The organism is Nonomuraea roseoviolacea subsp. carminata, assembly GCF_024172185.1.
GTDB lineage: Bacteria > Actinomycetota > Actinomycetes > Streptosporangiales > Streptosporangiaceae > Nonomuraea > Nonomuraea roseoviolacea.
Window position 1 is genome coordinate 8,897,695 of sequence record NZ_JAMZEC010000001.1, and the last position, 25,049, is coordinate 8,922,743.

General features: G+C 74.3%; 20 protein-coding genes. 6 read left to right on the forward strand and 14 right to left on the reverse strand.

What is annotated here, in order from left to right; all coding sequences use genetic code 11:
* Nucleotides 1-53: 53 nt before the first annotated feature.
* Nucleotides 54-1,733, forward strand: a complete 1,680-nt coding sequence (locus HD595_RS41455; protein WP_253779288.1) for a PucR family transcriptional regulator — start codon at nt 54-56, stop codon at nt 1,731-1,733.
* On the opposite strand, the gene HD595_RS41460 is transcribed toward HD595_RS41455, so the two are convergent.
* From HD595_RS41460 to HD595_RS41505, 10 genes are all read right to left on the reverse strand, one after another.
* The gene (locus HD595_RS41460) at nt 1,711-3,774 is read right to left on the reverse strand and encodes a prolyl oligopeptidase family serine peptidase (protein WP_253779291.1); all 2,064 of its coding nucleotides are present in this window, start codon (nt 3,772-3,774) and stop codon (nt 1,711-1,713) included. The genes HD595_RS41455 and HD595_RS41460 overlap by 23 nt on opposite strands.
* The gene (locus HD595_RS41465) at nt 3,771-4,910 is read right to left on the reverse strand and encodes an erythromycin esterase family protein (protein WP_253779294.1); all 1,140 of its coding nucleotides are present in this window, start codon (nt 4,908-4,910) and stop codon (nt 3,771-3,773) included. The genes HD595_RS41460 and HD595_RS41465 overlap by 4 nt, the downstream gene beginning before the upstream one ends.
* Entirely contained in the window at nt 4,892-6,739 is a 1,848-nt protein-coding gene (locus tag HD595_RS41470; protein WP_253779296.1) for an ABC transporter substrate-binding protein, read from the reverse strand. Before HD595_RS41470 ends, HD595_RS41465 begins: the two co-directional genes overlap by 19 nt.
* Before the next feature lie 46 nt (nt 6,740-6,785).
* Complete coding sequence (locus HD595_RS41475; RefSeq protein WP_253779298.1) at nt 6,786-7,691, reverse strand: ABC transporter permease; 906 nt, start codon at nt 7,689-7,691, stop codon at nt 6,786-6,788.
* Nucleotides 7,688-8,638: an ABC transporter permease gene (locus tag HD595_RS41480; RefSeq protein WP_253779302.1), complete on the reverse strand. Its 951-nt coding sequence runs from the start codon at nt 8,636-8,638 to the stop codon at nt 7,688-7,690. The genes HD595_RS41475 and HD595_RS41480 overlap by 4 nt, the downstream gene beginning before the upstream one ends.
* Nucleotides 8,635-10,794, reverse strand: coding sequence for a dipeptide ABC transporter ATP-binding protein (locus HD595_RS41485; RefSeq protein ID WP_253779305.1), 2,160 nt, complete (start codon nt 10,792-10,794; stop codon nt 8,635-8,637). The genes HD595_RS41480 and HD595_RS41485 overlap by 4 nt, the downstream gene beginning before the upstream one ends.
* Before the next feature lie 183 nt (nt 10,795-10,977).
* Complete coding sequence (locus tag HD595_RS41490) at nt 10,978-12,363, reverse strand: serine hydrolase domain-containing protein (RefSeq protein WP_253779307.1); 1,386 nt, start codon at nt 12,361-12,363, stop codon at nt 10,978-10,980.
* A 221-nt stretch (nt 12,364-12,584) separates the two neighbouring features.
* The gene (locus HD595_RS41495) at nt 12,585-12,854 is read right to left on the reverse strand and encodes a hypothetical protein (protein WP_253779309.1); all 270 of its coding nucleotides are present in this window, start codon (nt 12,852-12,854) and stop codon (nt 12,585-12,587) included.
* A gap of 19 nt (nt 12,855-12,873) precedes the next feature.
* Nucleotides 12,874-13,695: a class I SAM-dependent methyltransferase gene (locus HD595_RS41500; RefSeq protein ID WP_253779311.1), complete on the reverse strand. Its 822-nt coding sequence runs from the start codon at nt 13,693-13,695 to the stop codon at nt 12,874-12,876.
* Nucleotides 13,696-13,699: 4 nt separating this feature from the next.
* On the reverse strand, nt 13,700-14,323 hold the full coding sequence (locus tag HD595_RS41505; protein WP_253779313.1) for a TetR/AcrR family transcriptional regulator: 624 nt from the start codon (nt 14,321-14,323) through the stop codon (nt 13,700-13,702).
* Between the two features lie 641 nt (nt 14,324-14,964).
* On the opposite strand from HD595_RS41505, the gene HD595_RS41510 reads away from it, so the two are divergent.
* Both HD595_RS41510 and HD595_RS41515 read left to right on the forward strand, forming a co-directional pair.
* A complete protein-coding gene (locus HD595_RS41510; protein ID WP_420540769.1) occupies nt 14,965-15,843 on the forward strand; it encodes a TetR/AcrR family transcriptional regulator C-terminal domain-containing protein in 879 nt (292 codons plus the stop codon).
* A gap of 46 nt (nt 15,844-15,889) precedes the next feature.
* The gene (locus HD595_RS41515; protein WP_253779317.1) at nt 15,890-16,864 is read left to right on the forward strand and encodes an LLM class flavin-dependent oxidoreductase; all 975 of its coding nucleotides are present in this window, start codon (nt 15,890-15,892) and stop codon (nt 16,862-16,864) included.
* On the opposite strand, the gene HD595_RS41520 is transcribed toward HD595_RS41515, so the two are convergent.
* Nucleotides 16,812-18,578 (reverse strand): hypothetical protein, encoded by a 1,767-nt coding sequence (locus HD595_RS41520; RefSeq protein ID WP_253779319.1) that lies wholly within the window; start codon nt 18,576-18,578, stop codon nt 16,812-16,814. The two genes, HD595_RS41515 and HD595_RS41520, sit on opposite strands and share 53 nt — an antisense overlap.
* 213 nt (nt 18,579-18,791) lie before the next feature.
* Between HD595_RS41520 and HD595_RS41525 the strand changes: the two genes are divergently transcribed.
* The 3 genes from HD595_RS41525 to HD595_RS41535 all read left to right on the forward strand — a co-directional run bounded on the left by HD595_RS41525 (nt 18,792) and on the right by HD595_RS41535 (nt 22,016).
* The gene (locus tag HD595_RS41525) at nt 18,792-19,895 is read left to right on the forward strand and encodes a class I SAM-dependent methyltransferase (protein ID WP_253779321.1); all 1,104 of its coding nucleotides are present in this window, start codon (nt 18,792-18,794) and stop codon (nt 19,893-19,895) included.
* A gap of 64 nt (nt 19,896-19,959) precedes the next feature.
* On the forward strand, nt 19,960-21,195 hold the full coding sequence (locus HD595_RS41530; RefSeq protein ID WP_253779324.1) for an MFS transporter: 1,236 nt from the start codon (nt 19,960-19,962) through the stop codon (nt 21,193-21,195).
* 83 nt (nt 21,196-21,278) lie between these two features.
* The gene (locus HD595_RS41535; protein ID WP_253779327.1) at nt 21,279-22,016 is read left to right on the forward strand and encodes a TetR/AcrR family transcriptional regulator; all 738 of its coding nucleotides are present in this window, start codon (nt 21,279-21,281) and stop codon (nt 22,014-22,016) included.
* A gap of 244 nt (nt 22,017-22,260) precedes the next feature.
* On the opposite strand, the gene HD595_RS41540 is transcribed toward HD595_RS41535, so the two are convergent.
* The 3 genes from HD595_RS41540 to HD595_RS41550 are packed head-to-tail and all read right to left on the reverse strand — an operon-like array spanning nt 22,261 to nt 25,042.
* Nucleotides 22,261-23,274: a BadF/BadG/BcrA/BcrD ATPase family protein gene (locus HD595_RS41540; protein WP_253779330.1), complete on the reverse strand. Its 1,014-nt coding sequence runs from the start codon at nt 23,272-23,274 to the stop codon at nt 22,261-22,263.
* Nucleotides 23,271-24,299 (reverse strand): hypothetical protein, encoded by a 1,029-nt coding sequence (locus tag HD595_RS41545; RefSeq protein ID WP_253779333.1) that lies wholly within the window; start codon nt 24,297-24,299, stop codon nt 23,271-23,273. Before HD595_RS41545 ends, HD595_RS41540 begins: the two co-directional genes overlap by 4 nt.
* Nucleotides 24,296-25,042: a sugar isomerase domain-containing protein gene (locus tag HD595_RS41550; protein ID WP_253779336.1), complete on the reverse strand. Its 747-nt coding sequence runs from the start codon at nt 25,040-25,042 to the stop codon at nt 24,296-24,298. The genes HD595_RS41545 and HD595_RS41550 overlap by 4 nt, the downstream gene beginning before the upstream one ends.
* Between the last annotated feature and the right edge of the window lie 7 nt (nt 25,043-25,049).

Consider the following 25,049-nt stretch of genomic DNA (forward strand, 5'->3'; position numbering starts at 1 on the left):
TTCGTCATGCAGAACGAACGCCGGCCCGACGCCGCTGCGCTAGCTTCGGACGCGTGTTCGTCCCCGTGACCGGCCTCCCGCGAGCCAGCCTCGCCCGCGTCCTGGAGGAACTCGGCTCCACCCTGCTCGACGTCGTCTGCGGCGACGTGGAGCGGGCCGGCGACGTCGGCGACGTCGTCATCCACGACCCGCTCGACGAGCCCGAGCTCCCGAGCCGCGCGCTGGTGTTCGGCGTCGGCCTGCACGACCCGGCCGACCTCGCCCGGGTGGTGACCCAGCTCGGCCGGCACGACGCCGTCGGCCTCGTGGTCCGCGCGCCGGTCGTGCCCGACGAAGGGCTCGTCGCGGCGGCGCGCGAGGCGGGGGTGACGGTCCTGTCGTTCGCGCGCGGCGCGTCGTGGTCGCACCTGGCCGGGATGCTCCGGTCGCTGATCGCCGAGAGCCGCGGCCCGGACGGCGCGGACGCGCACACGGTCGGCCGGATCAGGTCCGGCGACCTGTTCGCGGTCGCCAACGCCATCGCCGCGCTGCTCGACGCGCCCGTCACCATCGAGGACCGCAACTCCCGGCTGCTGGCCTTCTCCAGCCGCCAGGAGGAGGCCGACCACTCGCGGGTCCAGACGATCCTGGGCCGCCAGGTCCCGGAGCACTACACGCGCATCCTGGAGGAGCGCGGGGTGTTCCAGTCGATCTACCGCAGCGACCGGCCGGTCTTCGTGGCGCCCCTGCCCGAGCAGGTCGATCCGTCGCTGCCGCCGGAGCTGCCCCGGGCGGCGATCGCGGTGCGGGCCGGGGACGAGATCCTCGGCACGATCTGGGTGGTCGTCCCCGAACCGCTGGACGAGGAGCGCGGCGAGGCGCTGTACGAGGCGTCCAAGCTGGTCGCGATGCACATGGTGTGGCAGCGCGCCGACGCCGACATGGAGCGGCGGCTGCGGGCCGAGCTGCTGAGCACCGCCCTGGAGGACGGGCCTGGGGCGCGGGAGGCGGTCCGCCGCCTCGGGCTGAAGGACGAGCCCGCGGTCGTCCTCGCGCTGAACGTCGTCGGCTCGGCGGCCGAGCCCCCGCTGCCCGCCCAGCTCGCCACCGAGCGCAAGCGGCTGGCCGACGCCTTCGCCATCCACCTGTCCGCGGCCCACCCGCGGGCCGCCGCGGCGCTCATCGGCGACGTCGCCTTCGGCGTGCTGCCCCTGCCGCAGCACCGGCACCACAACCGCGAGGACGCCGAGGAACGCGCGGCGTGGATCGCCTCCGAGTTCCTGGCCCGCGTCGGCTCGCGGCTGCGCCCGCTCATCGGGGTCGGGTCGCTGGCCGCCGACAGCTCGGCGCTGGCCCAGTCGCGATCGGGGGCCGAGCGCGCCCTGCGCGTGCTGCGCTCGGGGGCCGACGGGCGGCAGGTGGCCCGGCTGGACGACGTGCATGTCGAGGCACTGCTGATCGAGCTGGCCGACCTCGTCCCGCGCGGCGACATCCCCAGCGGGGCCGTCGCGCGCATCGTCGCCTACGACAAGGAGCACCAGACCAGCCTGGCCGAGACGCTCCGGGCCTGGCTCGACGCCTTCGGCGACGTCGCGGTGGCCTCGGCCGCGATGTACGTGCACTCCAACACCTTCCGCTACCGGCTGCGCCGGGCCGCCGAGGTCGGCCGGCTCGACCTCGGCGACCCCGGCGCGCGGCTGTCGGCCATGGTGCAGCTGCGCCTGATGTCGATCAGGTCGGCCCCGGACGGCTGACGCCCGGCAGGCCGAGCGTGCCGATCAGAAAGGCCAGCCACTCGGCGTCCTGCGCGGCGGCGACGTCGTGGGCGGTCGCCGCGCCGTGACCGGCGTCCTCGAAGACGTGCAGCAGGATCGGCGCCTCCCCCCGCTGCGCGGCCTGCAGGCGCGCGGCGAACTTGCGCGCGTGCCAGGGCCGGCACCGCGGGTCGGTCGCCCCGGCCTGCAGGTAGACCGCCGGGAAGACGCCGGGCTCGACGAGCTGGTACGGCGAGAGCCCGAGCAGGCGCCGCACCTCGTCCGGGTCGTCCGGGTCCCCCCACGCCTTGCGGATGACGAAGTCGAGATAGGGGTCGCGCGTGCCGCCGACGAGGTCCAGCAGCGGGGCCCTCGGCAGGACCGCACGCCACAGCTCGGGCCGCCGGGTGAGGGCGATGCCGCACATGAGGCCGCCGTCGGAGCCGCCGGTCAGCGCGAGCCGATCGGACGTGGTCAGGCCGGTGTCGAGGAGGTGCTCGGCGACCGCGACGAGGTCGGCGTCGCGGACGTGCTTGCGCTCCCGGTGCGCGGCCAGGTGCCAGTCCCGGCCGAACTCGCCGCCGCCGCGCAGGTACGCCTGCACCAGCACGCCTCCGGCGGCCACGAAGGCGGCCAGGTCGGGCTGGTACTGCGGCAGGAGCGGCACGTTCGCCGCGCCGTACGCGGAGATCAGCACCGGTGCCGGCGCACCGCCGGCTCCGCGCACCACGTGGTACGGCACGGCCACGCCGTCCGGCGCGAGGGCCGCGCCCTCCTCCAGCACGGCGTCGAGGACCACGGCGGGAGGCAGCAACGTCTCCGGTTCCGTCTCGCCGGGCCGGTGCCGGTAGACGCCCCAGGAGCTGGTGAGCGTGGAGAAGGCGAAGACGAAGTCGGCCGCGGGCGCGCCGGTGGCCAGGGCGGTCAGCGGGAAGAAGGGCGCGGCCAGCGCGCCCCGGCCGGGGAGGGGCATCTCGCCGGTGACCGCTCCCGAGCGGTCGAGGATGCGTACCCTCGCGAAGGTCCGGTCGAACTCGCTGAGGTAGAGGTGCTCGCCGACCGGGGTGAGGGAGCGCAGCACCGTGTCTCCCTCCGGGACGAGCTCGCTCCACCCGGCCGGGTCGCCGGGGTCGGCCGCGTCGAGCGGGATGGCGACCACCCTGCCGCGCGGGGCGCCGACGTCGGTCACCGCGATGTAGCGCTCGCCCACGACGTGTCCGGCGACCGTCCCCGAGCACCCGGTGACGAAGGGCCGCCAGGCCCCGCCCGGATCGGACAGGTCGCGCACCGCGACCGGGACGGGGCTGCCGACCCGATGGGCGGCGACGGCCCAGCGGCTTCCGGGCGACATCTGGACGAGCGTGTACTCGCGGGAGCCCGCGCCGACCGGGATCGGCTCCGGCTCGGTCCCGCCGCCGAGCCGGTGGAGGAAGACCGCCTGCCTGAAGTCCTCCGGCGCGCCGGTGAGCGCGAGGAAGAAGAAGCCCGTGCTGTCCGGCAGCCAGGAGACGCCGCCCGCCCACGCGCTGTGCAGGACCTGCTCCGGCGCGCCGCCGAGCTGCCGCCCGGAGGCGACGTCGAACAGCCGGATGGTGTTGTGCTCGCTGCCGTCGGTGCACAGGCCGAGCGCCAGGACCCGGCCGTCGGGCGCGGGCGCCAGCCAGGACACGACGGGCGGGTGCCCGCCCTCGCCGGACCCGGCCAGGTCGGCGACCGTCCGCCCGGCCCCGAAGGGCTCGTCGGCGACGACCACCACGGGCGCCGGGCCTCCGGGCGGGGACACCATCCGGAACCAGCGGCCGGCGGCGTACTTCGGCAGGGCCGGCCGGGAGCCGGCGTCGCAGGCGCGGATCAGCGCGCGGACGGCCTCCGGATCCTGGCCGGCGTAGACGGCGGCGGTGGCGAGCTCGGCCTGCCGCCGCTGCCACTGCCGCACCTCCTCGGTCTCCTCCTCCAGCCAGCGGTACGGGTCGGGCACGCGCACGCCGGCGACGTCCTCGAAGACCTCGACGGTGCGGGCGGGCGGGTAGGCGGCGGTCATGGTGACTCCGGCTCTCGTGGGGACTGGCCTCCGGTCTCGAACTCCGCGCGCAGCCGCTCGAACGCGCCGGGCACCCGGGTCACCCGGCGGACGTGGACGAGCGCGTCGTAGGCGGCCGGGAAGTCGTCGACGGGGTCCAGGCCGCCGGCGGCCAGCGTGCCCTCCACCCCGTCGAACAGCCCGGCCGACGCGCGGCGCAGGTCGACGGCGGCGACGGGCGGGCCGAGGCGCTCCAGTCTCGACTCGACGGCGTTCGGCGGCAGGACGCGCTCGTGGAGGGAGACCTCGCAGTCGAACGGGCGCGGCGAGCGCTGCGTGAAGCGCACCTCGGGGCCGGAGCCGTACGTCATCCCGATGACGACGGCGTCCGCGCCCAGCAGGCCGCCGAGCATCGGCCGGCCGTGCAGCGGCGTGCGCCGGACATGCGCGTTGTGCGCGCTCACGACGATCCGCTCCTCGCGCTCCAGGATCCAGCGCACGGTCTCGGCCATGAACACGTCGCGCGGGTACGGCCCGGTCTCCTCCAGGTCCAGCTCGGCGAGGAAGGCCCCGATCGAGGCGCCGCACCGGCGCACGACCCCGTCGTCGTGCTCCGCGGCACGCTCCACCAGGTCACGGAGGCCGTCGAGCAGCCGGGCCCGCTCCGCTGCGGGCATGGCCCGGTAGCGGATCGCCGCCTCGGTCCGGCCGCCCAGATCGCTGAGGCGACGCAGCTCCTCGTCGCCGGGCAGCGCCGCCAGCCGGTCGAGGCAGGCGCGCACCGCCGGTCCGGGCGAGGTGGAGGAACCGGGCAGGTCCATGCCGTAGAAGCTGACCTTCGCCGGGTTCGCCGCGTTCCACTCCCGCATCCAGGTGAGCTGCCGCCGCATCGGCTCGCACTCGCCGAACCGGTAGGTGATGCCGTCGCGGGCGACCGTCTCGACCTCGCCGGGCCCGCCGTGGACCCACGCGTCGACGGCCAGCCCCTCGGCGAAGCCCGACTCCATCACGAAGGCGGTGAACCCGTGTTCCTCGACGAGCAGGCGGAACAGCTCGTCCTTCAGCTCGTAGAACTGCGTGATGTTGTGCGCGCCCTCGCCGAGGGCCACCACCCTGGCGTCACCGGCCAGGTCTCGCGCTAGCTGTGGAAGTACCATAGTTCCGGCGTGTACAGGAAGCTGGTCAGGGCGTTGAACGACGACTGCGGGCCCGACAGGGTGTCCTTCCACACCACGAGCGTGTGCGGCGTCGGCAGGAAGAGCACCGGCAGGTCCCGGGCGAGAGCGGTCACCTCGGCCGACAGCGACTTCTCGTCCGCGCCGAAGGTCGAGGCGCCGATCAGCTTGTCCACCTCGGCGTTCCGGTAGCTGCCCAGGTTGAAGCTGCCCTCGGTGTTGAACACCGTGTTGCTGCTCGGGTAGCCGGCCGCCAGGTAGAGGGCGCCGTAGTCCTGCATCGCCCACTCGTTCCTGGTGGCGGGGGCGAAGGTGTTGCCGTAGTTCGCGTACATGTAGGTGAGCGACTTGGTCACGACCTTGACCTCGATGCCGAGCTTCTTGGCCGCTGAGGCGAAGGCGACGTCACGCGCGCCGACGAAGGCCGGTGAGCTGGCCGAGGCCAGGGTGAAGCTGATCGTCTGTCCGCGCGGGATGCCCGCGCCGCACAGGCCGGGCCCGGTGCCGGGACGCTCGCAGGTGGTGGAGCCGTTCGGCACCACCTTCCAGACGTTGTCGGCGAGCAGCTTCTCGGCGGCGGCCGGGTCGTAGGGGTAGGGCGGCTGGTCGCCGAAGGCGGGCGGGTAGGGGGATCCGGTGCCCGCGGTGCTGTAGTTCGGGGAGGCGGCGCCGTTGTAGACGCCGCGGCTGGCGATGTAACCCTGCTGGTCGATCAGCCGCTGCAGGGCCTGGCGGACGTACGGCTGCGCGATGACCTTGTCGAAGTTGCCGACGGTGTTCGCGAAGTTGATGACCAGCGCGTCGAGCCGGGCCGGGGCGGGCGCGCCGTACACGTTGTAGCCCTCGGCCTTCAGCGCGCCGATCTGCGCGGCGAAGCTGGAGTCGAGCGTGCCGACGGTCAGGTTGCCGGCCTTGAACTGGTTGAGCACGGCGGCGGCGGAGGTGAAGGCCTTGAAGTCGATCTGGTCGAGCCGCGACTCCCCCGGTCCGCTGTAGGACTCGTTGCGCGCCAGGGAGAACGAGCCGGTCGTCGGGTCGAAGCTCTTGAGCCGGTAGGGGCCGTTGACGACCTGCCAGAGCGGGTTGCCGGCGAAGGTGGCCTGCGACTCCGACTCCTTGGTGAGGTACCTGTAGATCGCCCTGGCGTTCTTCGGCTGCTTGTAGTCCAGGTGCGGGCCGCCGGTGGCGGCGATGTTCCACTCGGTGGAGGGCAGCACGTACAGCAGCGTCAGCATGGACAGCAGGTACGACGGGTTGTACGCGGTCCGCAGCTTGAGGGTGAGCGTGTCAGGCGCGGTGGCCTCGGCGCTCACGCCGTCGGGGAACTGGCCGGGGGTGTAGAAACTCCAGTTGGCCGGGCTCTCCGCCAGCGCGGCCTTGAGCAGGGCCAGCGAGAAGACGACGTCGTCGGCCGTCACCGGCTTGCCGTTGGACCACGTGTAGTCCTTCATCGTGATGGTCACGGTCTTGCGGTCGGGGCTGTAGACGGGCGGCTCGGCCAGGCTCAGCTCGGCGTCGGCGACCTGGTCGCCCTCACCGCTGGGCCGGTAGAGGGAGCGCCACAACTGGCCGCGGGCGATGACGGTGCCGTTGGCTGCCGCCGGCGGGTACGGGTAGATGTAGTTGGGGCTGAGCCCGGGGGTCAGCGCGACGGTGGCGGTCCCGCCCTGCTTGGGGGTGCCGGTCTGGGCCGGCTTGGCGGTGTAGCTGCCGGCGATGTCCCTCGTCGCGCCCCCGCCGCCGCTGCACGCAGTGGCCAGCACGGCGACGGCGGCGACGAGTGCCCCGGAGAGGCGGCCTCGGTGCTTCATTGACGGCTCCCTGAAGAGGTGTGCGGGGTGCGTCCTGGTGGACGGGTCATCGGTCGGCCCGCCGCCCGACGGCGTCGCGCAGCGCGTCGGCGAGCAGGTTGAGCGCCAGCACGGTCAGGACGATGCAGCCGCCGACCGGGTAGATCAGCCACCAGTAGTCGGCGGAGATGTAGGTGACGCCGCTGGCCAGCTGGCTGCCCCAGTCGGCGGTGGGGTAGGTCAGGCCGAAACCCAGGAAGCCCAGCGCGGCGACGACCAGGACGGCGTCGGCGACCTGGAAGGTGATGTTGACGATGATGACGCCGAGCGCGTTCGGGATCAGGTGGGTGAGGATCGTCCGCCGGCGGGAGGCGCCCATCAGCCTGGCGGCCAGCACGAACTCCCTCACCCGCAGGGTCAGCACCTCGCCGCGCACCAGCCGGGCGGAGACGAGCCAGGAGAAGCCGCCGATGACCAGGCTCAGTGACAGCGCGTCGGCGTGGAAGCGGGCCGACAGGATCAGCACGAAGAACAGGAACGGGATCGACAGCATGACGTCGACCAGCCGCATCATGAACCCGTCGACCACACCCCCGGCCAACCCCGCCACGGCCCCGTAGACGGTGCCGATCGTGGTGGCGAAGAGCGCGGCCAGCAGCCCGATCCGCAGCGACACCTGGCCGCCCGACATCAGCCGCCCGAGCACGTCGAAGCCGTTGCCGTCGGTCCCGAGCGGGTGGCCGGGGCCGGGCGGCAGGGCCGCGTTGAGGAGGTCCACGTCGGTCTGGTTGGTCGGGTGGAACAGCGGCCCGAGGAAGCAGAACGCGGCGATGAGCAGCAGGAGCAGCCCGCCGGCCACGCCGAGCGGATGCCGGCGCATCCCGTGCAGGACCGACCGGATCGAGCCCGGTTCGCGCTCCGCCCACGTCTCGGCCTCGGGGGACGGAGGGGAGGTCACCTCTGGTGCGGTCATGCGCTGAGCTCGATTCGCCGGTCGGCGGCCGCCACCACGACGTCGGCGACGAAGTTGCCGGCCACGGTCAGCACGCCGCCGATGAGGGTGTAGGCCAGGAGCACCGGGTAGTCCTCGCGCTGCAGGCTGTTGAGGAACAGCAGGCCCAGGCCGGGATAGTTGAAGAGCGACTCGACGATCAGGTTGCCCGCCAGCAGCGTCGGGACGAGCGTGCCGACCAGCATGACCAGCGGCAGGCAGGCGTTGCGCAGCAGGTGGCGGGTGAGGATCAGCCGTTCCGGCAGGCCCTTGGCCCGCGCGACGCGGATGTAGTCCTGGCCGAGCTGGTCGAGGGCGGCGGACCGCTGGTACTGCGCGAAGACCGCGATGCTCGTGACGGCGAGCGTGATGACCGGCAGCGCCATCGCCCGCGGATCGGTGAAGACGACCCACGGCGAGTGCGACTGCGACGCCTCCGCCGGGAAGATCGGGATCGTCTGGCTGAAGACGGCGATCAGCAGCAGCCCGAGCAGGAACGACGGCGTCGCGTACAGCACGTACGACGCCGCGGTGGCGACCCGGTCGACGACGCTGTTGCGCCGCACCGCCTGCAGGATGCCGAGCGGGACCGCGATCAGCAGCGCCAGCACCAGCCCGGCCAGCGACACCATCGCGCTGCGGCCGGCGTTGCGCGCCAGCAGCGTGCCCACGTCCTCGTTCAGCTTGTACGACCGGCCCAGGTCCCCGTGGAGCAGCCGGCCGAGGTAGCCGACGTACTGCGCGACGACCGGGCGGTCGAAGCCGTGCTCCCGGTTGAAGTCCGCCACGGCCTCCGGCGAGGCGCGCTGCCCGAGGACGACGCGCCCCGGGCTGTCCGACACCAGGTGCAGCATGAGGAAGACGACGGCGGAGATCCCGAGCAGGACGAGGAGCGAGACCGCCAGACGGCGGAGCACGTACCAGGTCATGAGCGCGACTCCTCTCGGCCCAGTGGGTGGTGGCAGGCGACGTGATGGGTGCCGGTGACCGGCGTCAAGGGGGGCTCCTCCTGGGCGCACAACGCGGTCGCCAGCGCGCACCGGGTGCGGAACCGGCAGCCGCTGGGCGGGTCCACGGGGCTGGGCGGCTCGCCGCGCACCCTCGCGGCCGCGGGGGCGCGCGGCGCCCCGGGGTCGGCTTCGGGGATCGCGGCCAGCAGCCCCGCGGTGTAGGGGTGCGCGGCTGAGCCGTACACCTCGTCGGTGGTGCCGGTCTCGACCAGCTTGCCCAGGTACATGACGCCGACGCGGTCGGCCAGGTACCGCACCACCGCGAGGTCGTGCGAGATCACCACGCTGCTGAGCCCGCGTTCGAGCTGGACGCGGCGCATCAGGTTGAGGACCTGCGAGCGGATGGAGACGTCCAGAGCGCTGACCGGCTCGTCGGCGACCAGCACCTTCGGGTCGAGGGCGAGCGCGCGGGCCAGGCCCACCCGCTGCCGCTGCCCGCCGGACAGCTCGTGCGGATAGCGCTCCAGCACGCTCGCCGGCAGGCCCACGTCCCGCAGCAGCTCGCGGGCGCGGGCGGTGCGCTGGGCGCGGGTGCCGACGCCCTGGATGGCCAGCGGCTCGCGCAGGATCGCGCCGATGCGCATGCGGGGGTCGAGGGAGGCGTTGGAGTCCTGGAACATCATCTGCAGCTCGGTGCGGCGGGACCCCAGCGCGCGGGCGCTCATCCGGGTGACCGGCTCGCCGTCGAAGATCACCTCGCCGGAGGTGGGCCGGTCGAGGGCGACGAGCATGCGGCCCAGCGAGGACTTGCCGCAGCCCGACTCGCCGACGAGGCCGAAGGTCTCCCCCGCCGCCACCTCGAAGCTCACGCCCGAGACCGCCTTGACGGTGCGGCGTCCGCCGAACAGGCCCGCGCCGCCCGCCGGGTGCTCGCGCCGGAGGTCGACCACGCGCAGGCGCGGCCCCGATGCCGTCGGCCCTGATCCGGCCGGGCCCGATCCTGTTGGCCCCGATCCTGTTGGCCCCGATCCTGTTGGCCCCGATCCTGTTGGCCCCGATCCTGTTGGCTCCGATCCGACCGGCGCCGGGACGACCAGCCGCGCACGGTTTCCGGCGGCCGGGCCCTCGGCGGGATGCCAGCAGGAGTGGACGTGGCCGCCGGCCTCGGTCACGGGCGGCGGGAGCTCCGCGCGGCACCGGTCGGTCGCGCCGGCGCAGCGCGGCGCGAACGGGCACCCCGTCTGCACCACGGTCAGGTCCGGCGGTGCCCCGGGAATGCTGAACAGCTCCTCGCCGCGGTCCTGCGTGAGCGACGGGATCGAGGAGAGCAGCGCCTGGGTGTAGCGGTGCCGCGTCCGGGCGAACAACTCCGACGTCGGCCCGGTCTCGGCCACCCGCCCGGCGTACATCACCCCGACGCGGTCGGCATGCCGGGCGATCACCCCCATGTCGTGGGTGACCAGGATCATCGACATGCCGAGCCGGGACCTGAGGTCGTCGAGGAGGTCGAGGATCTCCGCCTGGACGGTGACGTCGAGCGCCGTCGTCGGCTCATCGGCGATGACCAGCCGGGGCTCGCAGACCCGTGCCATCGCGATCATCACGCGCTGCCGCATGCCGCCGGAGAGCTGGTGCGGGAAGTCGTCCAGCCGCTCGGCCGGCCGCGGCAGCCCCACGAGGGCCAGCATCTCCTCGGCGCGGGCGCGCGCCTCCGGTTTCGAGGCGCCACGGTGCAGCCGCACCGGCTCGGCGACCTGCTCGCCGATGCGCTTGGTCGGGTTCAGCGCGGTCATCGAGTCCTGGAAGACCATCGCCACGTCGTTGCCCCTGATCGCGCGGTACCGCGCGGCGGGCAGCCCCACGAGCTCCCTTCCGTCCAGGTCGATCGAACCGGCCGTGATCCGGCCACCGGCCGGCAGCATGCCCATGATCGCCAGACCGGTCATCGACTTGCCGGAGCCGGTCTCGCCGACGATCCCCAGCGTCTCGCCCCGGTCGAGCGCCAGGCTGACGCCGCGGACGGGGCGGACGATCCGATCGCCCCGCCGGATCTCGACCGACAGGTCACGGATCGTCAGCAGGCGGACGCCATCCGTGTTCGCGGAGCCGTCGGCCGTGCTCAAGGCAGTGCTCAAGGCGGCACTCTCCCAATCCATTGGACGATAGTGGGACCCGGTCCCCTGGTGGTGTTCGTCGCGTCGATCGAAGCTCGAAGCCCGCCTTCGTCCGTCGCGACGAACTGCTCGCCGCGAGCCGTCGCGGCATACTGCTCGCCGCGAGCCGTCGCGGCGCGGCGGGACCCTCGACCGGTCAGGAGTTCAGGACGGCACCCGCCGGTCGGCCCGGCCGGTGTGCAGATAGCGGGCCCGCCCCTGCCCGTCGTCTCCGAGGAAGGCGAGCGGCGCGCGGACGCCCCCTTCGGGTTCAGCCGGGAGCACCGAGTCGCCGCGCCAGGCGACCAGTTCGGTGCGGTACGGCGCCGCGCCCAGGCCGGCGGTGACGCCGAGAGGGGTCCGGTCCAGCCACAGCCGCCCATCGGCGTCCTGGCTCACCGTGGTCCGCGAGGTGCTCGACAGGTAGGTGCCGGCGTAGCGGGCGGCGTCCAGCGGGGGCGCGGCCGGGTCCGGCCGGGGCGCCTCGCCCGGCTCGACCCCGGCGAGCTCCCCGAGCACGCGCCCGGCGAGCTCGCGGAAGACCGGCTTCGGGCAGCCGCCGTTGGTGAGGATCACCAGCGCCACGTCCCGCTCCGGGACCACCCGCAGGAACGCCGACTGACCGATGGTGTTGCCGTCGTGGCCGAAGACCGCCCGGTCGGGGCGGTGGAAGAGCTCCCAGCCGAGACCCCAGCCGGTGCCCTGGTCGAGGTCCGGCTGCGCGACCTGCGGCTGCCGCATGGCCAGGACGCTCTCCTGGCTGAGCACCGCCCGGCCGTCCGGACCCAGGCCGCCCGCCAGGTGCATGCGGGCGAAGGCCAGCAGGTCGCGGGCGCGCATCGCCAGCATCGAGCCGGCCGGCGCGTTCGACCGGGCCAGGGCCCAGACGCGGGTGGGTTCGAACGGGCCTCCGGGCTCCCGCTCGACGTGCCCCACCGCTGTGCGGTGGAGGATCGCGTCGTACGGGTCGTTCGCGGCGTGCGTCAGCCCCAGGGGCTCGAACAGATGCGCCCGAACGCAGTCGTCGAACGGCCTGCCCCGGACGACCTCGACGATCCGGCCCAGCACGCAGAAGCCGGCGTTGTTGTAGGAGAACAGCTCCCCGGGCTCGAACAACTGCGGGACCTCGCGCAGCAGGCCGACGTACTTCTCCAGGCAGTCGTCGCCCTTGCCGGTGTCGGTGAAGACGTCGCCTTCGAAGCCCGCGACGTGGCACATGAGCTGCCGGACGGTGATCCGTCGGGCGGCGTCGTCGTCGGCGAGCCGGAACCCGGGGAGGTAGGCCCGCACGGGAGCGTCCAGGCGCAGCGCACCCTCGTCCACCAGCTGCATCGCCAGCGTCGTGGTCAGGACCTTCGTGATCGAGCCGATCTGGAACAGCGAGTCGGCCGTGGCCTCGACGCCCGTGACGGTGTTGAGCAGCCCGGCCGCGGCGTCGACCGTCGCGGCACCTGCGCAGAGCGCCACCGCCGCCCCCGGCACCTGGTTCTCCGCGAGCAGATCCGGCAGCCGGCGCCGCAGCCACGCAGCGATCTCATCCAGTTTCGACACCGGTCTCCCCTTCTGGCTCCGTTTCCGGGGGAGCTTAGGGGCGGCTGACAGGGCGGTGTTCGTCAGCTTCCACCACTGGCGGCCCACTCGTTCGTGGGCTCGGCCAAAGGCCGTCCGGACCGATCGGGCGAGGACCGGGCTGTGCGGCTCTCCCAGGGGTGCGGCACCGGCAGCGACCGATGATCAAGTGTTCTGTTTCCTGCCTGATCACCTGAGAGAAGTCACTGTTCGTGGTCACCGGGGGCGTAGCGGCTCCATGGGCTTCCGGCCGCGGTGGCGAGTCGGGTGGCGGTGTCTCCGTTGTAGGAGAGCATGCGGGCGACCACGGGTGCCAGCCGGCGGCGGGTCCAGTCCAGCTCGGCCTGGAAACATACATGCCTGGTCGGTGTCGGATCGGCCGGCCGGGCGATGCGGCTCTTCGGTCGGTCCCGGCCGCCGCCCGCCAGGAAGCGCACACGATCCTCCGGCAGCCGCCGGTCCTCGGCGGTCACCTCGGTGCCTCAGGAGTCCCTAGAAGCGGTAGTGCTGGATGGCGGTGCCCTTGCGCGAGATGGAGGTGCTCCAGGCGGTCAGGAAGCTGGCCAGGCGGGTCGTCCACGGGTAGTCGGCGACTTCGGGCTCGCGGCCCAGCAGGATCTCGCGTACCAGCTTCAGGCGGGGTTCCAGGCGCTCGATGTCCTGCGGGGTGTCGAAGCCGGGAGACCGGAGGAAGGGGACGACGGACTGGGTGCCGGCGTACTTCTTGGCCGCCCAGACGTGGAACCTCGTGTAGCCGTTGAAGCAGATCTCGCCTGCGGGGAAGTGGCTGATGAGGCGGTCGAGGAGCGTGGCCAGTTCCTCCTTGGACAGGAACCCGATCAGGCCGTCGGCGACGATCACGGCGGGGCGGTCGGCGGGGACTTCGCTGATCCATCGGGGGTCGTTGAGGTCGGAGCCGATGGTGTGGAGGTGGGGGCGCTCGGGGAGCAGTAGTTGCCTGGTCCTGGCCACGCCGGGCAGGTCGACGTCGTACCACTCGACGGTGGCGGGCGGGTCGACGCGGTAGACGCGGGTGTCGAGCCCGGCGCCCAGGTCGAGCCCGACGGCGTCGGGATTCTCGGCGATGAACCGGCGCACGATGTTGTCCATGACCAGGGAGCGGTGCGCGATGCCCACGACGGGGCTGGCGGAGAGCTTGAACTGCCCGGCGTCGTAGTCGAGCCTCCTGACGATGTCGTATGCGGTCCTGTCGTGCAGGATCGAGTGTTTGGCCTGGTAGTCGAGCGCCTTGCCGGCCAGGGTCAGCCAGAGCGTGTTCTCCAGCGGCGTGAGGTCGGGGAGGGTGATGGCCATCGCGTCAGTCCCTTTTCTGTGGTGACTCGTCCAGCGCGGTCCGGGCTGCCTTCAGCGCGGTGTCGTTGGTGAACAGCCCGTGGGTGTAGAGCTCCAGCGTGGGCAGGGCGAGGCGGCGCAGCAGGTCGGGGCCGAACCGCTCGTAGCCCAGCGCCCGCGCCAGGGGCGGCGGCATGGTCAGCGTGGCCACGCTGTTGAGCACGGTCAGCACCGCCAGCGCCCGCACGTCCGAGGACGGTCGCATCGAGCCGTCGGCGATGCCGGCCCGCAGGATCTCCTCGGACTCCGCCACCAGCGTGTCGACGAACGTGGCCGCGGCGGGGGTGTCCTCCTCGATCGCGCGCAGCATGTACTGCACCTGGAGGCGGTATTCCTCCGGGTTGGACAGGTATTCGCGAAAGAGGTCCTGCATGCCGCTGGGCCGGGCGTTGTCGGCCCGGTGGATCAAGATGCGCAGGACATGGTCGTCACAGACGCTCCGGAGCTTTTCCTTACTGCCGAAGTGATGGATGACCAGGCCGGGGCTCACACCGGCGGTGGCTGCGATGGCGCGCAGGTTGGTCTTCTGGAAGCCGTCCCGGGCGAAGTGTGCGATGGCCGCGTTGCGGATCTTGGCCTGGGCGGTCAAGTCCGATGATGCTGAACACATGTTTAAGATCTTAAACATGTGTTTAATGGCTGGCAAGTGGAAAGCGCTACCCGACGAGCACCGCGCGGACGCGGCTTGAAGGCGGTTCTCGAGCTCGGCCACCGGCACCTCGCGCCAAAATCCCGTCCGATCCTCCCCGAAGGCCGCTCCCGGCGGGCGGTGACGAGGCGGCCACGGGCGCGGTGGGCGGCCTGGCGGCAGGTGCTTGCCGCAGTAGCCGGCCAGGCGACGTATTGCGTCGCGGCAGCCGCGGAATGCCTTCGCGCGACGCCATGCCGGGCGCTCTTCCGGCCCGCAGAGCCCGCCAGGCGGCCGCCAGGGGGAGATCGGCGCGTTGTCGGACGGGGGCGCCCCCGGGGACCCGGGGTGCGCGGGCCACTGAGGCGATTCTGGGGCCCTGCGCCGTCGAGGGGCGCTGCGCGGTCGGCGGCCAGGAACTCGGCATGCCGCCGCCCGTCGTCGTCGACACGCAGCTCACGGGCCCGGCGGGCGGCGCGGCGCAGCTGGGCGAGGGGCCGCCGATGCGCCGGCGCAGCACGCCGCACAGGTCGGGTGTCCCGCGGGCCATATCCTTATGCCGTACGGAGATCTTCGGGACGGCGAGAGGTGAGGTGGGCGGCGTGGTGGTGTTCGCCGGGCAGGGCGACGCGCGGCGGTCCATGGCGCTGCTCTGGCGCGGCGACGGCGCGGGCGATCGAGGCGACACGCGCGGGCAGACGCGCGGGCAGACGCGCGGGGAGGTGCGCGGGCGGCCGGGCCCCAAGCCGGGCCTGAGCGTCGGCGCGATCGTGGCCGCGGCGATCGAGGTCGCCGACGCCGAGGGCATGGCCGCGCTGTCCATGCGCGCCGTGGGCGAGCAGCTGGGGCGCACCGCCATGGCCCTGTACACGTACGTGCCGAGCAAGGGCGAGCTGCTCGATCTCATGTACGACCAGGCGCTGGCCGAGCTGCCGGGCGGCTACGACCTCGCGGCGGGACGGCGGGCCGCCGTGACCGCGTGGGCGCGGGACCTGTGGGCGCTGTACCTGCGGCACCCGTGGATGCTCCAGGTGTCGCAGGCACGGCCGGTGCTCGGCCCGAACGAGTACGCGACGCTGGAGACGCTGCTCGGCCTGCTGCGCGGCACCGACCTCCGCCCCGGGGCGGTGCGGCACGTGGTGGGCACCCTGTTCGCGTTCGTCCGGGGGGCCGCGGGCACGATCGCCGAGGCGCGGCAGGCCGAGGCCGCGACCGGGGTGACGGACGAGCGGTGGTGGCGCGACCGGGCGGGGCTGCTGGCCGAGGTGGCGCCGGACTTCGCGGCGCGGTTCCCCGCGGTGGCCTGGCTGGAGAGCACGCCGCCGGAGTCTCCGGCAGAGGAGCCGGCGCCGGGTGAGCCGTACATGGAGCAGGAGGCCCGCCGGATGTTCGAGGCCGGGCTCGCCCTCATCCTCGCCGGGCTCGACGCGACCCGGCACCCCTCCGGTCCCGGCGCCGAAGTGGACACCGCATCCGCTTAGCTGTACCGTACACACTGTCCACTTAGCCTCGCGGAAGGAGACCGGGGTGGACAGGAGCGCGATCGGAGTCGTCTTCGGCAGCCTGACGCCGCCCGAAGAGCTCACGGAAGGGGCCGCGCTGGCCGAGCGGCTCGGCTTCGGACACCTGTGGTTCTCCGAGGACTGCTTCTTCACCGGCGGCCTGTCCGGTCTGACCCAGTTGCTCGCCGCCACCCGGGTGGTGCCCGTCGGGCTGGGGCTGACCAGCGTGATGACCAGGCATCCGGCGATCCTCGCGATGGAACTGGCCGGGCTCGCGCGCATGTACCCGGGCGGGCGGGTGCGGGCCGCCGTTGGCCTCGGCAACACCCATTGGCTGGAGCAGATGGGACTGCTGCCCGACCGTCCGCTCACCGCGGTCGTCGAGACCTTCGACGTGCTGCGCGAGCTGCTGGACGGCAAGCCGGTCAACCGCCGGACCGCTGTCCACGAGCTCGCCGGCGTCCGGCTGGAGTTCCCTCCCCGGCAGGCGCCGGAGCTGTGGATCGGGGCCGTCAACCAGCGTGCGCTACGCGCGGCGGGCGGCAGGGCGGACGGCGTCCTGCTCTCGGTCCTCGCCAGTCCCTCGTACGTGGCCTGGGCCAGGGAGCAGGTGACCGCGGCGGGACATGACAGCCCGCCGATCACCGCCTTCGTGCTCGCGTCGGTCTCCGACGACGACCGGCGGGCGCGAGAGGCTGTACGGGACGCCGTCGGCTTCTTCCTGACGGCCGAAGCGCATACCGCGCTGGTCGGCCGGTCCCGGTACGGCGCCGAGATCCGGCGGCGCGTCGCCGCGCTGGCCGAGGGCGAGCCGCTCGTCGTCGAGGACGCCTGGATCGACGAGTTCGCGGCCGCCGGCGACCCCGACCGGGTGCGGGACCGGCTCCGGGCACTGATCGAGGCGGGCGCCGACTCCCTCGGCCTGTGGCTGTTCCCGCCCGATCGCCTCACCGACCAGCTCCATCAGATGGCGCTGGACGTCCTCCGGCCCACCGGCTGACGGCCGCGCCACCCGGATGCGGGAACGAGAGGCCGGGCGCCCCCGCCTGCGCGGGGTGGTCCTCACCGGCCACGGCCGCCCTTTCGTCCTGCGCCAGGCCCTGTCGTAGGGCGCGCGCGGGTTCCTCGCGAAGGGGGCGCCCGGCGCCGTGCGCCTCCGGCTCCGGCGGTGGTGCCGGGCGCGGCAGGTAGGCGTACCACCGTCCGGGCCCGACGCCCTCCAGCGGCCGCCGCTCCCAGGCCAGCAGGAACGGCGCCGCGCGGCCCCGGGCCACCGCGGCCACCCGTTCGCCCCGGGCCTCGGCGTCGCGCACCGCCGCCGGGAACCCGTTCTCCCGCCGCCAGCTCAGGACCGTGTGCCCCGTGCAGCCCATGCGGTACGCGATCGTCACCGCGTTCTGCCCGTACACCAGGCACGGCCCGCGCACGCCCAGCTCCTGCAGCGCCCGCGCGGCCCGCACGTCGGCCTCCCTGCGCGCCAGCCGGGGTGAGACCACCTTGTCCAGCGTGACCCCCTGCAGGGTCAGGTGCGCGAGGAATCCCGCGGCGACCAGGCAGGCGCCGGCCCGGCGCGCCGGGCCGCGCCGCGCTCCCTCCAGCAGCGCGAGGGCGCCGTGCGCGACGGGGAAGGCCAGCAGCGCGTACGCGGGCAGCAGGAAGCGCGGGGCCGCGTATCCGACGAGGAAGACGTACGGCACGGCCGCCGACACGCCCGCCACAGCCGGCACCAGGGCCTCCGGCAGGCGGCCACGACGCCGGGCCGCGTACAGGCCGAGCAGGACGAGCGGCGGGACGGCGCTCCACCACAGCACCCAGGACGTCACGGCGGGACCGCAGTGGGCCGGAGGCCGGCACAGCAGCGGGCCGTTCAGCGCCCGGGCGTGCTCGGCCAGCGAGAAGTGCAGCCCGGTCTCGTTCGCCGCCCCGGCGGCCTGCCAGCGCGCGGCCAGGCCGCCGAACCGGACGTACGCCTCGGCGATCCACTCCGCCCATCCGGCGGCGCACCCGGCGACGAGCGCGACCGCGGCTCCGCGCCGCGCCCGCCCCGGCCGGGCGCGCCTCACCGACGGCCCCCAGCGGAGGGCCGGGCCCCATCCCGGCACGGCGAGGGCCAGGCCGAGCGGCAGGACGAGCCAGAGGCTGTCGGGCGGCCGCATCAGGGCGGTCCCCGCGACGCACGACGCCAGACCCGCCAGGCGGCCGCGGCCTCCGTCCCCCCGCACGTGGCGCAGGAAGTGCCCGGTGGCGGCCACCGCGCCCAGCGCCACCCACAGGTTCGGCATGGCCTCACCGCCGTAGAACAGCGTCAGCCACAGCGACGCGAACACCAGCGCCGCCACCGGCGCCGCGGCCCCCGGGCGCAGCCGCAGCCAGGTGGCGAACGACGCGTACAGCGCCAGCGCCGACAGCACGCTCAGGCAGACGCGCAGGGCCTCCGTGGAGGAGGTCACCAGCACGATGGGGGCCACGAGCAGGGTGATCCCGCGGGCGCGCGGCGCGATGAACTCCGTCGCGGTCACCCGGGGGTCCACCTGGCTGACGTACACCACCTCGTCCCACCCCAGCCCCATGCCGGGGCCCACCGCGACCAGCTGGGCGATCCCGTAACCGGCGGCCACCAGCACCAGCAGCGCCCGCCAGGGGTCGGCCCGCACCCACGCCCGCACCCACGCCCCCATCCGCGCCCCCGCCCCCGTCCGCGCCCGTGCATCCATGGGCTTTCCTAGCCGCCGCGGCGCTCCGGGCGCAGGCCCGCCGGGGGAACTTGCCCCAAGCGATGCGCGCCCATGACGCCGCGCATGCCAGGAGCCGTTCCGGAGCGGGGAGGCGACTCGAGGCCGGTCAGGGGGCGCCGTCTAGCGTGGGTGGAGGGGGGCTCGCGGCGTCAGGGGACGGCGCCGTCCCGTGCTGTTTCCGAGGGGGACACCATGGACACCTCCAACACCCACGTCGCCGAGGACGCGCGGCTCGCGGAGCTGCTGACCGAGCGGCTGTTCGACGACACGCTCGGCGCCCTCGAACTGTTCTCCGTCTACTTGGGCGCCGAGCTGGGCTTCTATCGCGTCCTGCGTGAGCAGGGCCCGCTGACCGCCGCCGGGCTGGCCGAGCGCACCGGGACCGCGCCCCGCTACGCGTCCGAGTGGCTGGAGCAGCAGGCCGTCGCCGGGCTCCTGGACACCGACCCCGGCGAGCCGGCCGGCGAGCGACGCTACCGGCTGCCGGCCGCGCACGCCCGCGTGCTGGTGGACGCCGACGACCCCGCGCACGTGGCGCCGTTCGCGCACATGCTGGCCGGGATCGGGGGCGTGATCGACGAGGTGGCCGAGGCGTACCGCACGGGGGCGGGGGTGCCGTACGAGTCGTACGGGCGCGCGTTCCGCCACGGGCAGGGCCACATCAACCGGCCGGCCTTCACCCATGAGCTGCCGGACGCCTGGCTGTCCGCCATGCCGGACATCGCCGCCCGGCTGCGCGAGTCCCCCCGGCCGCGCGTGGCCGACGTCGGGTGCGGTCAGGGCTGGGCCGCGCTGGCGATCGCCCGCGCGTTCCCGAACGCCTGCGTGGACGGGCTGGACGCCGACGCCTCCTCCATCGCCGAGGCCCGCGCCCTGGCCGAGCGGGCCGGGCTGGGCGACCGGGTGCGGATGGAGCAGGCCGACGCGTGCCGGATCGTCGCGGCGGGCCCGTACGACCTGGTGATGATCCTGGAGGTGCTGCACGACCTGCCCCGGCCGGTGGAGGCGCTGCGCTCGGCGCGTGCCGCGCTCGCGCCGGGCGGGGCCGTGCTGGTGGTGGACGAGAAGGTGTCCGACCGGTTCACGGCGCCCGGCGACAAGGTCGAGCGGATGATGTACGGCTGGAGCGTCACGCACTGCCTGCCCGCGCAGCTCGTCGAGTTCCCCTCCGCCGCCACCGGCACCGTCATGCGCGCCGGCACGGTCCGCCGGTACGCGGAGGAGGCCGGGTTCGCCCGCTGCTCGGTGCTGCCCGTGGACAACGACTTCTTCCGCCTGTACCGGCTGGACCCCTGATTGAATAGACGCGACGTTGCGTCTATTCTTTGGTCGTCACCCGAACCTCTCGGAAGGAACATCCATGGGCGATCCCCCGCGCCAGACCCAGGAGACCCGCCGGGGCGCGCCGCCGTCCCGGCGGGCCCGCGTCCTCGCGCCGGCCATCCTGGCGTTCACGTTCTGGGCCACCATGGCCGGCACGACCGCGCCCACCCCGCTCTATCCCCTGTACGAGCACGCCTTCGGCTTCGGGCCGTTCACCGTGACCGTCGTCTTCGCCGTGTACGCCTTCGGCGTCGTCGCCGGGCTGCTGCTGTTCGGGCGGCTCTCCGACGAGATCGGACGGCGGCCGGTGCTCATGGTCGCCGCCCTGCTCGCGATCGTCGCGGCCGCCGCCTTCCTCGTGGCCGGCGACCTCACCGTCATGCTCGCCGCCCGGGTCGTCTCGGGACTGTCGGCGGCCCTCGTGACGGGCGCCGCCACGGTCGCGCTGGCCGAGGCCATGCCGCCGGACGGCCGGGTCCGCCCGGCCACGGTCGTGCTGTTCGCCAACATGGGCGGCCTGGCCGGCGGCACACTGCTGGCCGGGATCCTGGCCGACCTGGCGCCGGCGCCGCTGCGCACGCCGTGGGCGGTCATCGGCGCGCTGGCGCTGCTCGGGCTGGTCGGCGTCGCGTCCGTGCCGGAGACCGCCCCGAACCGCTCGCGCCCTTCCCTGCGCCCGCAACGCCCGCACGTGCCGGCCGAGATCCGCGGCGACTTCCTGCGCTCGGCGATGGCCGTCGGGGCGGGGTTCGCGGTGCTGGGCGTGCTGACCGCCGTGACCGGCGTGTTCCTGACGGGGGTGCTGCGGCTGCCGAGCCACACCCTGACGGGGGCGGTGGTGTTCACCGCGTTCATGTGCACCGCCGCCGGACAGCTCCTCAACCGGGTCGTACGGCCCGGCCGGGCGCTCGTGCTCGCCTGCGCGGGACTGGTCGCCGGCGCCGGGCTGATCGCCCTGGCCATGGCCGCCGTGTCGCTGACCGCGCTGCTGGCCGGGGCGGCGGTGAACGGGCTGGCCACCGGCGTGGCGCTGGGGTACGGCGTCACCGTCATCACCACGCGCGCCGCGCCGGACCATCGGGGCGCGTCGGTCTCGACGTTCTTCGTGATCCTGTACTCGATGCTGGCCGTGCCCGCCGTGGGGGTGGGGGTGATGATCCGGCTGACGGGCCTGCGCCCGGCCGGGGAGATCTTCAGCGCCGTGGTCGCCGTGCTGGCGCTGGGTGTCCTGCTGAGCCTGCTCGGGAGCCGCGGGGCGGCCCGGCGCGCCTGAACGCGGGCGGCGTGCCACAATCGGGCTGCCCCGCGCACGCCGCGGGCCGCACGACGAAGGCGAACGGGTACCCGCGTACCCGCATGGAAGGGCACGCAGGCACGGAAGGAGGAGCGGCCATCAGCACGGAAGGACGAGCGACCGTCGGCGCCGGCCGGGACAGCGGGGCGGCCGCCCCGCACCGGGAGGCCGTCGTCAGCCGCACCGGGCCGAAGCGCAGCGAGAGCATCCGGCGGGCCGTGCTGCACGCGGCCGACGACCTGCTGGTCGAGCGCGGCTTCTCCGGCGTGACCATGGAGGGCATCGCGGCCCGCGCCGGGGTGGCCAAGCAGACCATCTACCGCTGGTGGAAGTCCAAGGTGGACATCCTGCTCGACACGCTCGCCGACGACGCCGAGAAGTCGCTCACCTGGCCTCCCGGGCCGTCCTCGGCCTCACCGGAGGAGGAGCTGACGGACCGGCTCGGCCGCGTGGCGGCGTTCCTCCAGGAGCCGGCCGGCCAGGTGCTGCTGGCGCTCATCGGGCACGCCCAGCTCGACCCGGAGACCGCCGCCAAGCTGCGCGACGGGTTCCTGCGCGAGCAGCGCGAACGCGACCTGGCGGGGCTGGGCGCCCTGCTCGCCCGGCACACGGGCCGTCCGGTGGACGAGCGGCTCACCGGCCGCCTGCTGGACGCCGCCCTCGGGCCGCTCTTCCACCAGGCGCTCGTCCTGGGCCGCCCGGCCGATCCCGCCACGCTCGCCGTCACCGCCCGCCTCGTCCTCGACGCAGCCGAACGCGAACCCGCCCCCGACCGGGGCTGCTCCCCGGACGCGCAGTGACTTCCGACGTGGACCAGGGAGCCTCCCTTCAGGGACGCGCCACCTCCTAGGCGCGGGCCTCCCCTCAGGGAGCGCCTCCCCTCGGGCGCGGGGGCCCTCCCTTCTGGGGCGCACCACCCCCCAGGAGCGGCCTTCCCCTCAAGGGCGCGCCACCGCCTAAGAGCGGCCTCCCCTCAAGGGCGCGCCACCTCACAGGAGCGGCCTCCCCTCAAGGGCGCGCCACCTCGCAGGAGCGGGCCTCCTCTCAGAAGTGGCTTTCCGTCGTGAAGCGCGCGTGCGCGCCCGCGTCACCCAGCCGGTCGAGGGCGGCCAGCCAGCTCGCCGCGCCCGCGCCGTCTCGCGCGGTGAGCACCTCGCGTCCGGCCAGCAGCGCCGTGACCGCCGTCCGCACCGGGCCGTCGCCGGTCAGCACGCCGCCCGCGAGGACGACCGGCCCGGGGCCGAGCACCCGGCCCGCCGTCGCCGCCAGCCGCCGGGCGGCCTCGCCGACGATCGCCGCCGCGCCGGCGTCCCCGGCCGCCGCGGCCTCGGCCACGAGCGGTGAGGCGGCCGCCACGAGCGTCCGGTCGGCCTGCGCCAGCCGCACGATGCGGTCGGCCCGCCGCCGCGACTCCCCTGCCGCACCAGTCGCGCTCCCAGCGCTCACCCCCGTCACGCCCGGCACTCCTGTCACCCATGCCACGTCGGTCACCTCGGTCACGCCGGTCACGCCGAAGTGGGCGCAGATCAGCTCCACCAGCGGCCCGTACGGCCCGCCGCCGTCGAGTGCACGGACGGCGGCGCGCACGCCCGCCCGGCCGATCCAGAACCCCCCGCCCTCGTCGCCGAGCAGCCACCCGAGCCCGTCGGCGACGGCGACGACCGCGCGGCCGGAGAAGCGGGCCGCCGCGGCCCCCGTCCCGGCCAGCAGCAGCGTCCCGGAGGGTTCCGCGGTGCCGGCCGCGTACGCGACGTCCACGTCACCCACCAGCCGGGGCGGCGACGCGACGCCGCACGACGCCCAGACGCGCCCCAGCACCTCCCCGAAGGCGTCGTCCGCGCCCGCCACCCCCGCCACCGAGGCGGCCACCAGCGCCGGGTCCAAGCCGTCGAGGGCCCGGCGCAGGGCCCGCCCGATCGCCGCGCCGGCCGCCGCGGCGCCGTGCGCGGCCGGGTTGCCGGGGCCCGCGGTGCCGTACCCGAGCCTGGTGCCGTCCGGCGCGTGGACGGCGGCCCGGGTGGTGGTGCCGCCGGCGTCCACGCCGGCGAAGAGGGTCACCGGACGAGCCGCGCCGCGCCGGGCGCGAGCGTGAAGGTCGTGCCGCAGGGCTCGTACGCGCCGGTCGCCGGGTCGAAGGCGGCGCTGATCCCGTCGAGCGTGACCTCGGCCGGCTCGTCGGGCCGGGCGTTGCAGGCGAACAGCCGCCCCTCGCCGTACCGGCCCACCAGGGCGTCGCCGACGCGCTCGGCCGACGTCCAGCCGGACAGTTCGGCCGCGACCGGGCGCAGCCAGCGGGTGTTGAGGTCGCGGACGACGCCGTAGCGCGCGGTCGGCACGCCGTCCCCGCCGACGAGCGCGGCCTGGAAGCCCTCGCCGCGCGCCGGGTCGGGCGTCCAGTAGGTGAAGTACTGGATGCCGGTGTAGCCGTAGGCCAGCGCGGTGTTGACCTGCCAGGCCAGCTCGGCGGCCGACGGCTCGCGGTGGCCGTCGTAGGCGAGCGTCTGGACGTACATCCAGGCGGGCAGGCCGGCGCGGCGGGCCTGCTCGCGCACCGTCGCCAGGTCGGCCAGGTAGCCCTCGTCGAAGCCGTCGGCGAGGAACGGGTAGCGGTCGAAGGACAGCACGTCGGGGCGGACGGTCCGGGCGAACTCCCCGGCGTACGCGTCGTAGGGGCCGTCGACGGCGTGGCTGGGGAAGAGGTTGGCGTAGGCGAAGGCGCCGGCCGCGCGCACGGCGGCGACCCCGGCCGCCACCCTCGGAAACTGCCCGGCGTGCGGCTCGTCCATGAGGCTGACGCCGCGGAAGGAGCGGAACCGGCGGTAGTCGTCCACGACCCGGCCGATCAGCGGCGCCGGGTCCACGTCCAGGTCGCGCATGACGACGTCCACGCGCGGGTCCGAGGCGACGAGCACGCCGAGCCCCGTCTCCTCGGCGCAGGCCAGCGCGTGCCGCAGGATGACCCGGTCGTTGAGGTAGTTGCCGGTGATGACCAGGTCGATGCCGGCGTCGGCGATCTCCCGGTAGCGCGCGGCGGTCGTCTCGTGGGGCGGCGGCGGCCAGAAGGCGGCGATCGTCAGGTTCACAGCGCGCCGGTCCTGATCCGCCCGGCGTAGCGGGCCGCGAGGGCGTCGTTGCGCTCGTCGGAGCCGGGGATGTTGGCCGACAGGTAGACGGGCGGGACCGTTCCATCGGCCATCAGCAGGCCGATCGCCTCGGCGACCATGAGCTGCACGGCCAGCGCCGAGGTGATCGAGGAGATGCCGCAGACGGGGCCGTGCTCTGTGGTCAGGACGGCGTCGCCGTACGGGGCGAGGTTGTCGATCACGATGTCCGCCAGCTCGAACAGCCGCTCCCCCGAGGGGTGGCGCGAGGTGATGGCGCCGGAGTGCGCCAGCGAGGTGATCGCGATCAGCGGCAGGCCGCGCTCCTTGACCAGCCGGGCCATCTCCACGGTGGAGCCGTTGCCGCCCGAGTTGGAGGCGATGACGAAGGCGTCGGTCTTCTCGATCGTGTGCAGGGCCAGCACCTCGTGCGCGGTACGCGGGTCGCGTTCGGCCAGCGGGTCGAACGCGGAGGGGTCGGCCGAGCCCAGCACGACCGGGTCGCGCAGGGTGAGCCGGTTGGTCGGGATCAGGCCGCCGGCCCGGCCCGCCACCTCCAGCGCCACCGCCTCGGAGTGCCCGGTGCCGTAGGCGTGGACGACGCCTCCGGCGCGCACGCTGTCCGCGATCAGCGCCCCCGCCTGCCTGATGGCGGGCAGCTGGCCGGTCACCAGCCGGTCCAGGCGGGAGCGCGCCTCGTCGGCGAAGGCCATCACAAGATCCATGAATTGA

Excerpts from the sequence above, each read along its gene's own strand:
- HD595_RS41460 (WP_253779291.1), bottom strand. The coding sequence starts at position 3,774 with ATGACCGCCGCCTACCCGCCCGCCCGCACCGTCGAGGTCTTCGAGGAC.
- HD595_RS41465 (WP_253779294.1), bottom strand. The coding sequence starts at position 4,910 with ATGGTACTTCCACAGCTAGCGCGAGACCTGGCCGGTGACGCCAGGGTG.
- HD595_RS41470 (WP_253779296.1), bottom strand. The coding sequence starts at position 6,739 with ATGAAGCACCGAGGCCGCCTCTCCGGGGCACTCGTCGCCGCCGTCGCC.
- HD595_RS41475 (WP_253779298.1), bottom strand. The coding sequence starts at position 7,691 with ATGACCGCACCAGAGGTGACCTCCCCTCCGTCCCCCGAGGCCGAGACG.
- HD595_RS41480 (WP_253779302.1), bottom strand. The coding sequence starts at position 8,638 with ATGACCTGGTACGTGCTCCGCCGTCTGGCGGTCTCGCTCCTCGTCCTG.
- HD595_RS41500 (WP_253779311.1), bottom strand. The coding sequence starts at position 13,695 with ATGGCCATCACCCTCCCCGACCTCACGCCGCTGGAGAACACGCTCTGG.
- HD595_RS41520 (WP_253779319.1), bottom strand. The coding sequence starts at position 18,578 with ATGGATGCACGGGCGCGGACGGGGGCGGGGGCGCGGATGGGGGCGTGG.
- HD595_RS41525 (WP_253779321.1), top strand. The coding sequence starts at position 18,792 with ATGGACACCTCCAACACCCACGTCGCCGAGGACGCGCGGCTCGCGGAG.
- HD595_RS41530 (WP_253779324.1), top strand. The coding sequence starts at position 19,960 with ATGGGCGATCCCCCGCGCCAGACCCAGGAGACCCGCCGGGGCGCGCCG.
- HD595_RS41535 (WP_253779327.1), top strand. The coding sequence starts at position 21,279 with ATGGAAGGGCACGCAGGCACGGAAGGAGGAGCGGCCATCAGCACGGAA.
- HD595_RS41550 (WP_253779336.1), bottom strand. The coding sequence starts at position 25,042 with ATGGATCTTGTGATGGCCTTCGCCGACGAGGCGCGCTCCCGCCTGGAC.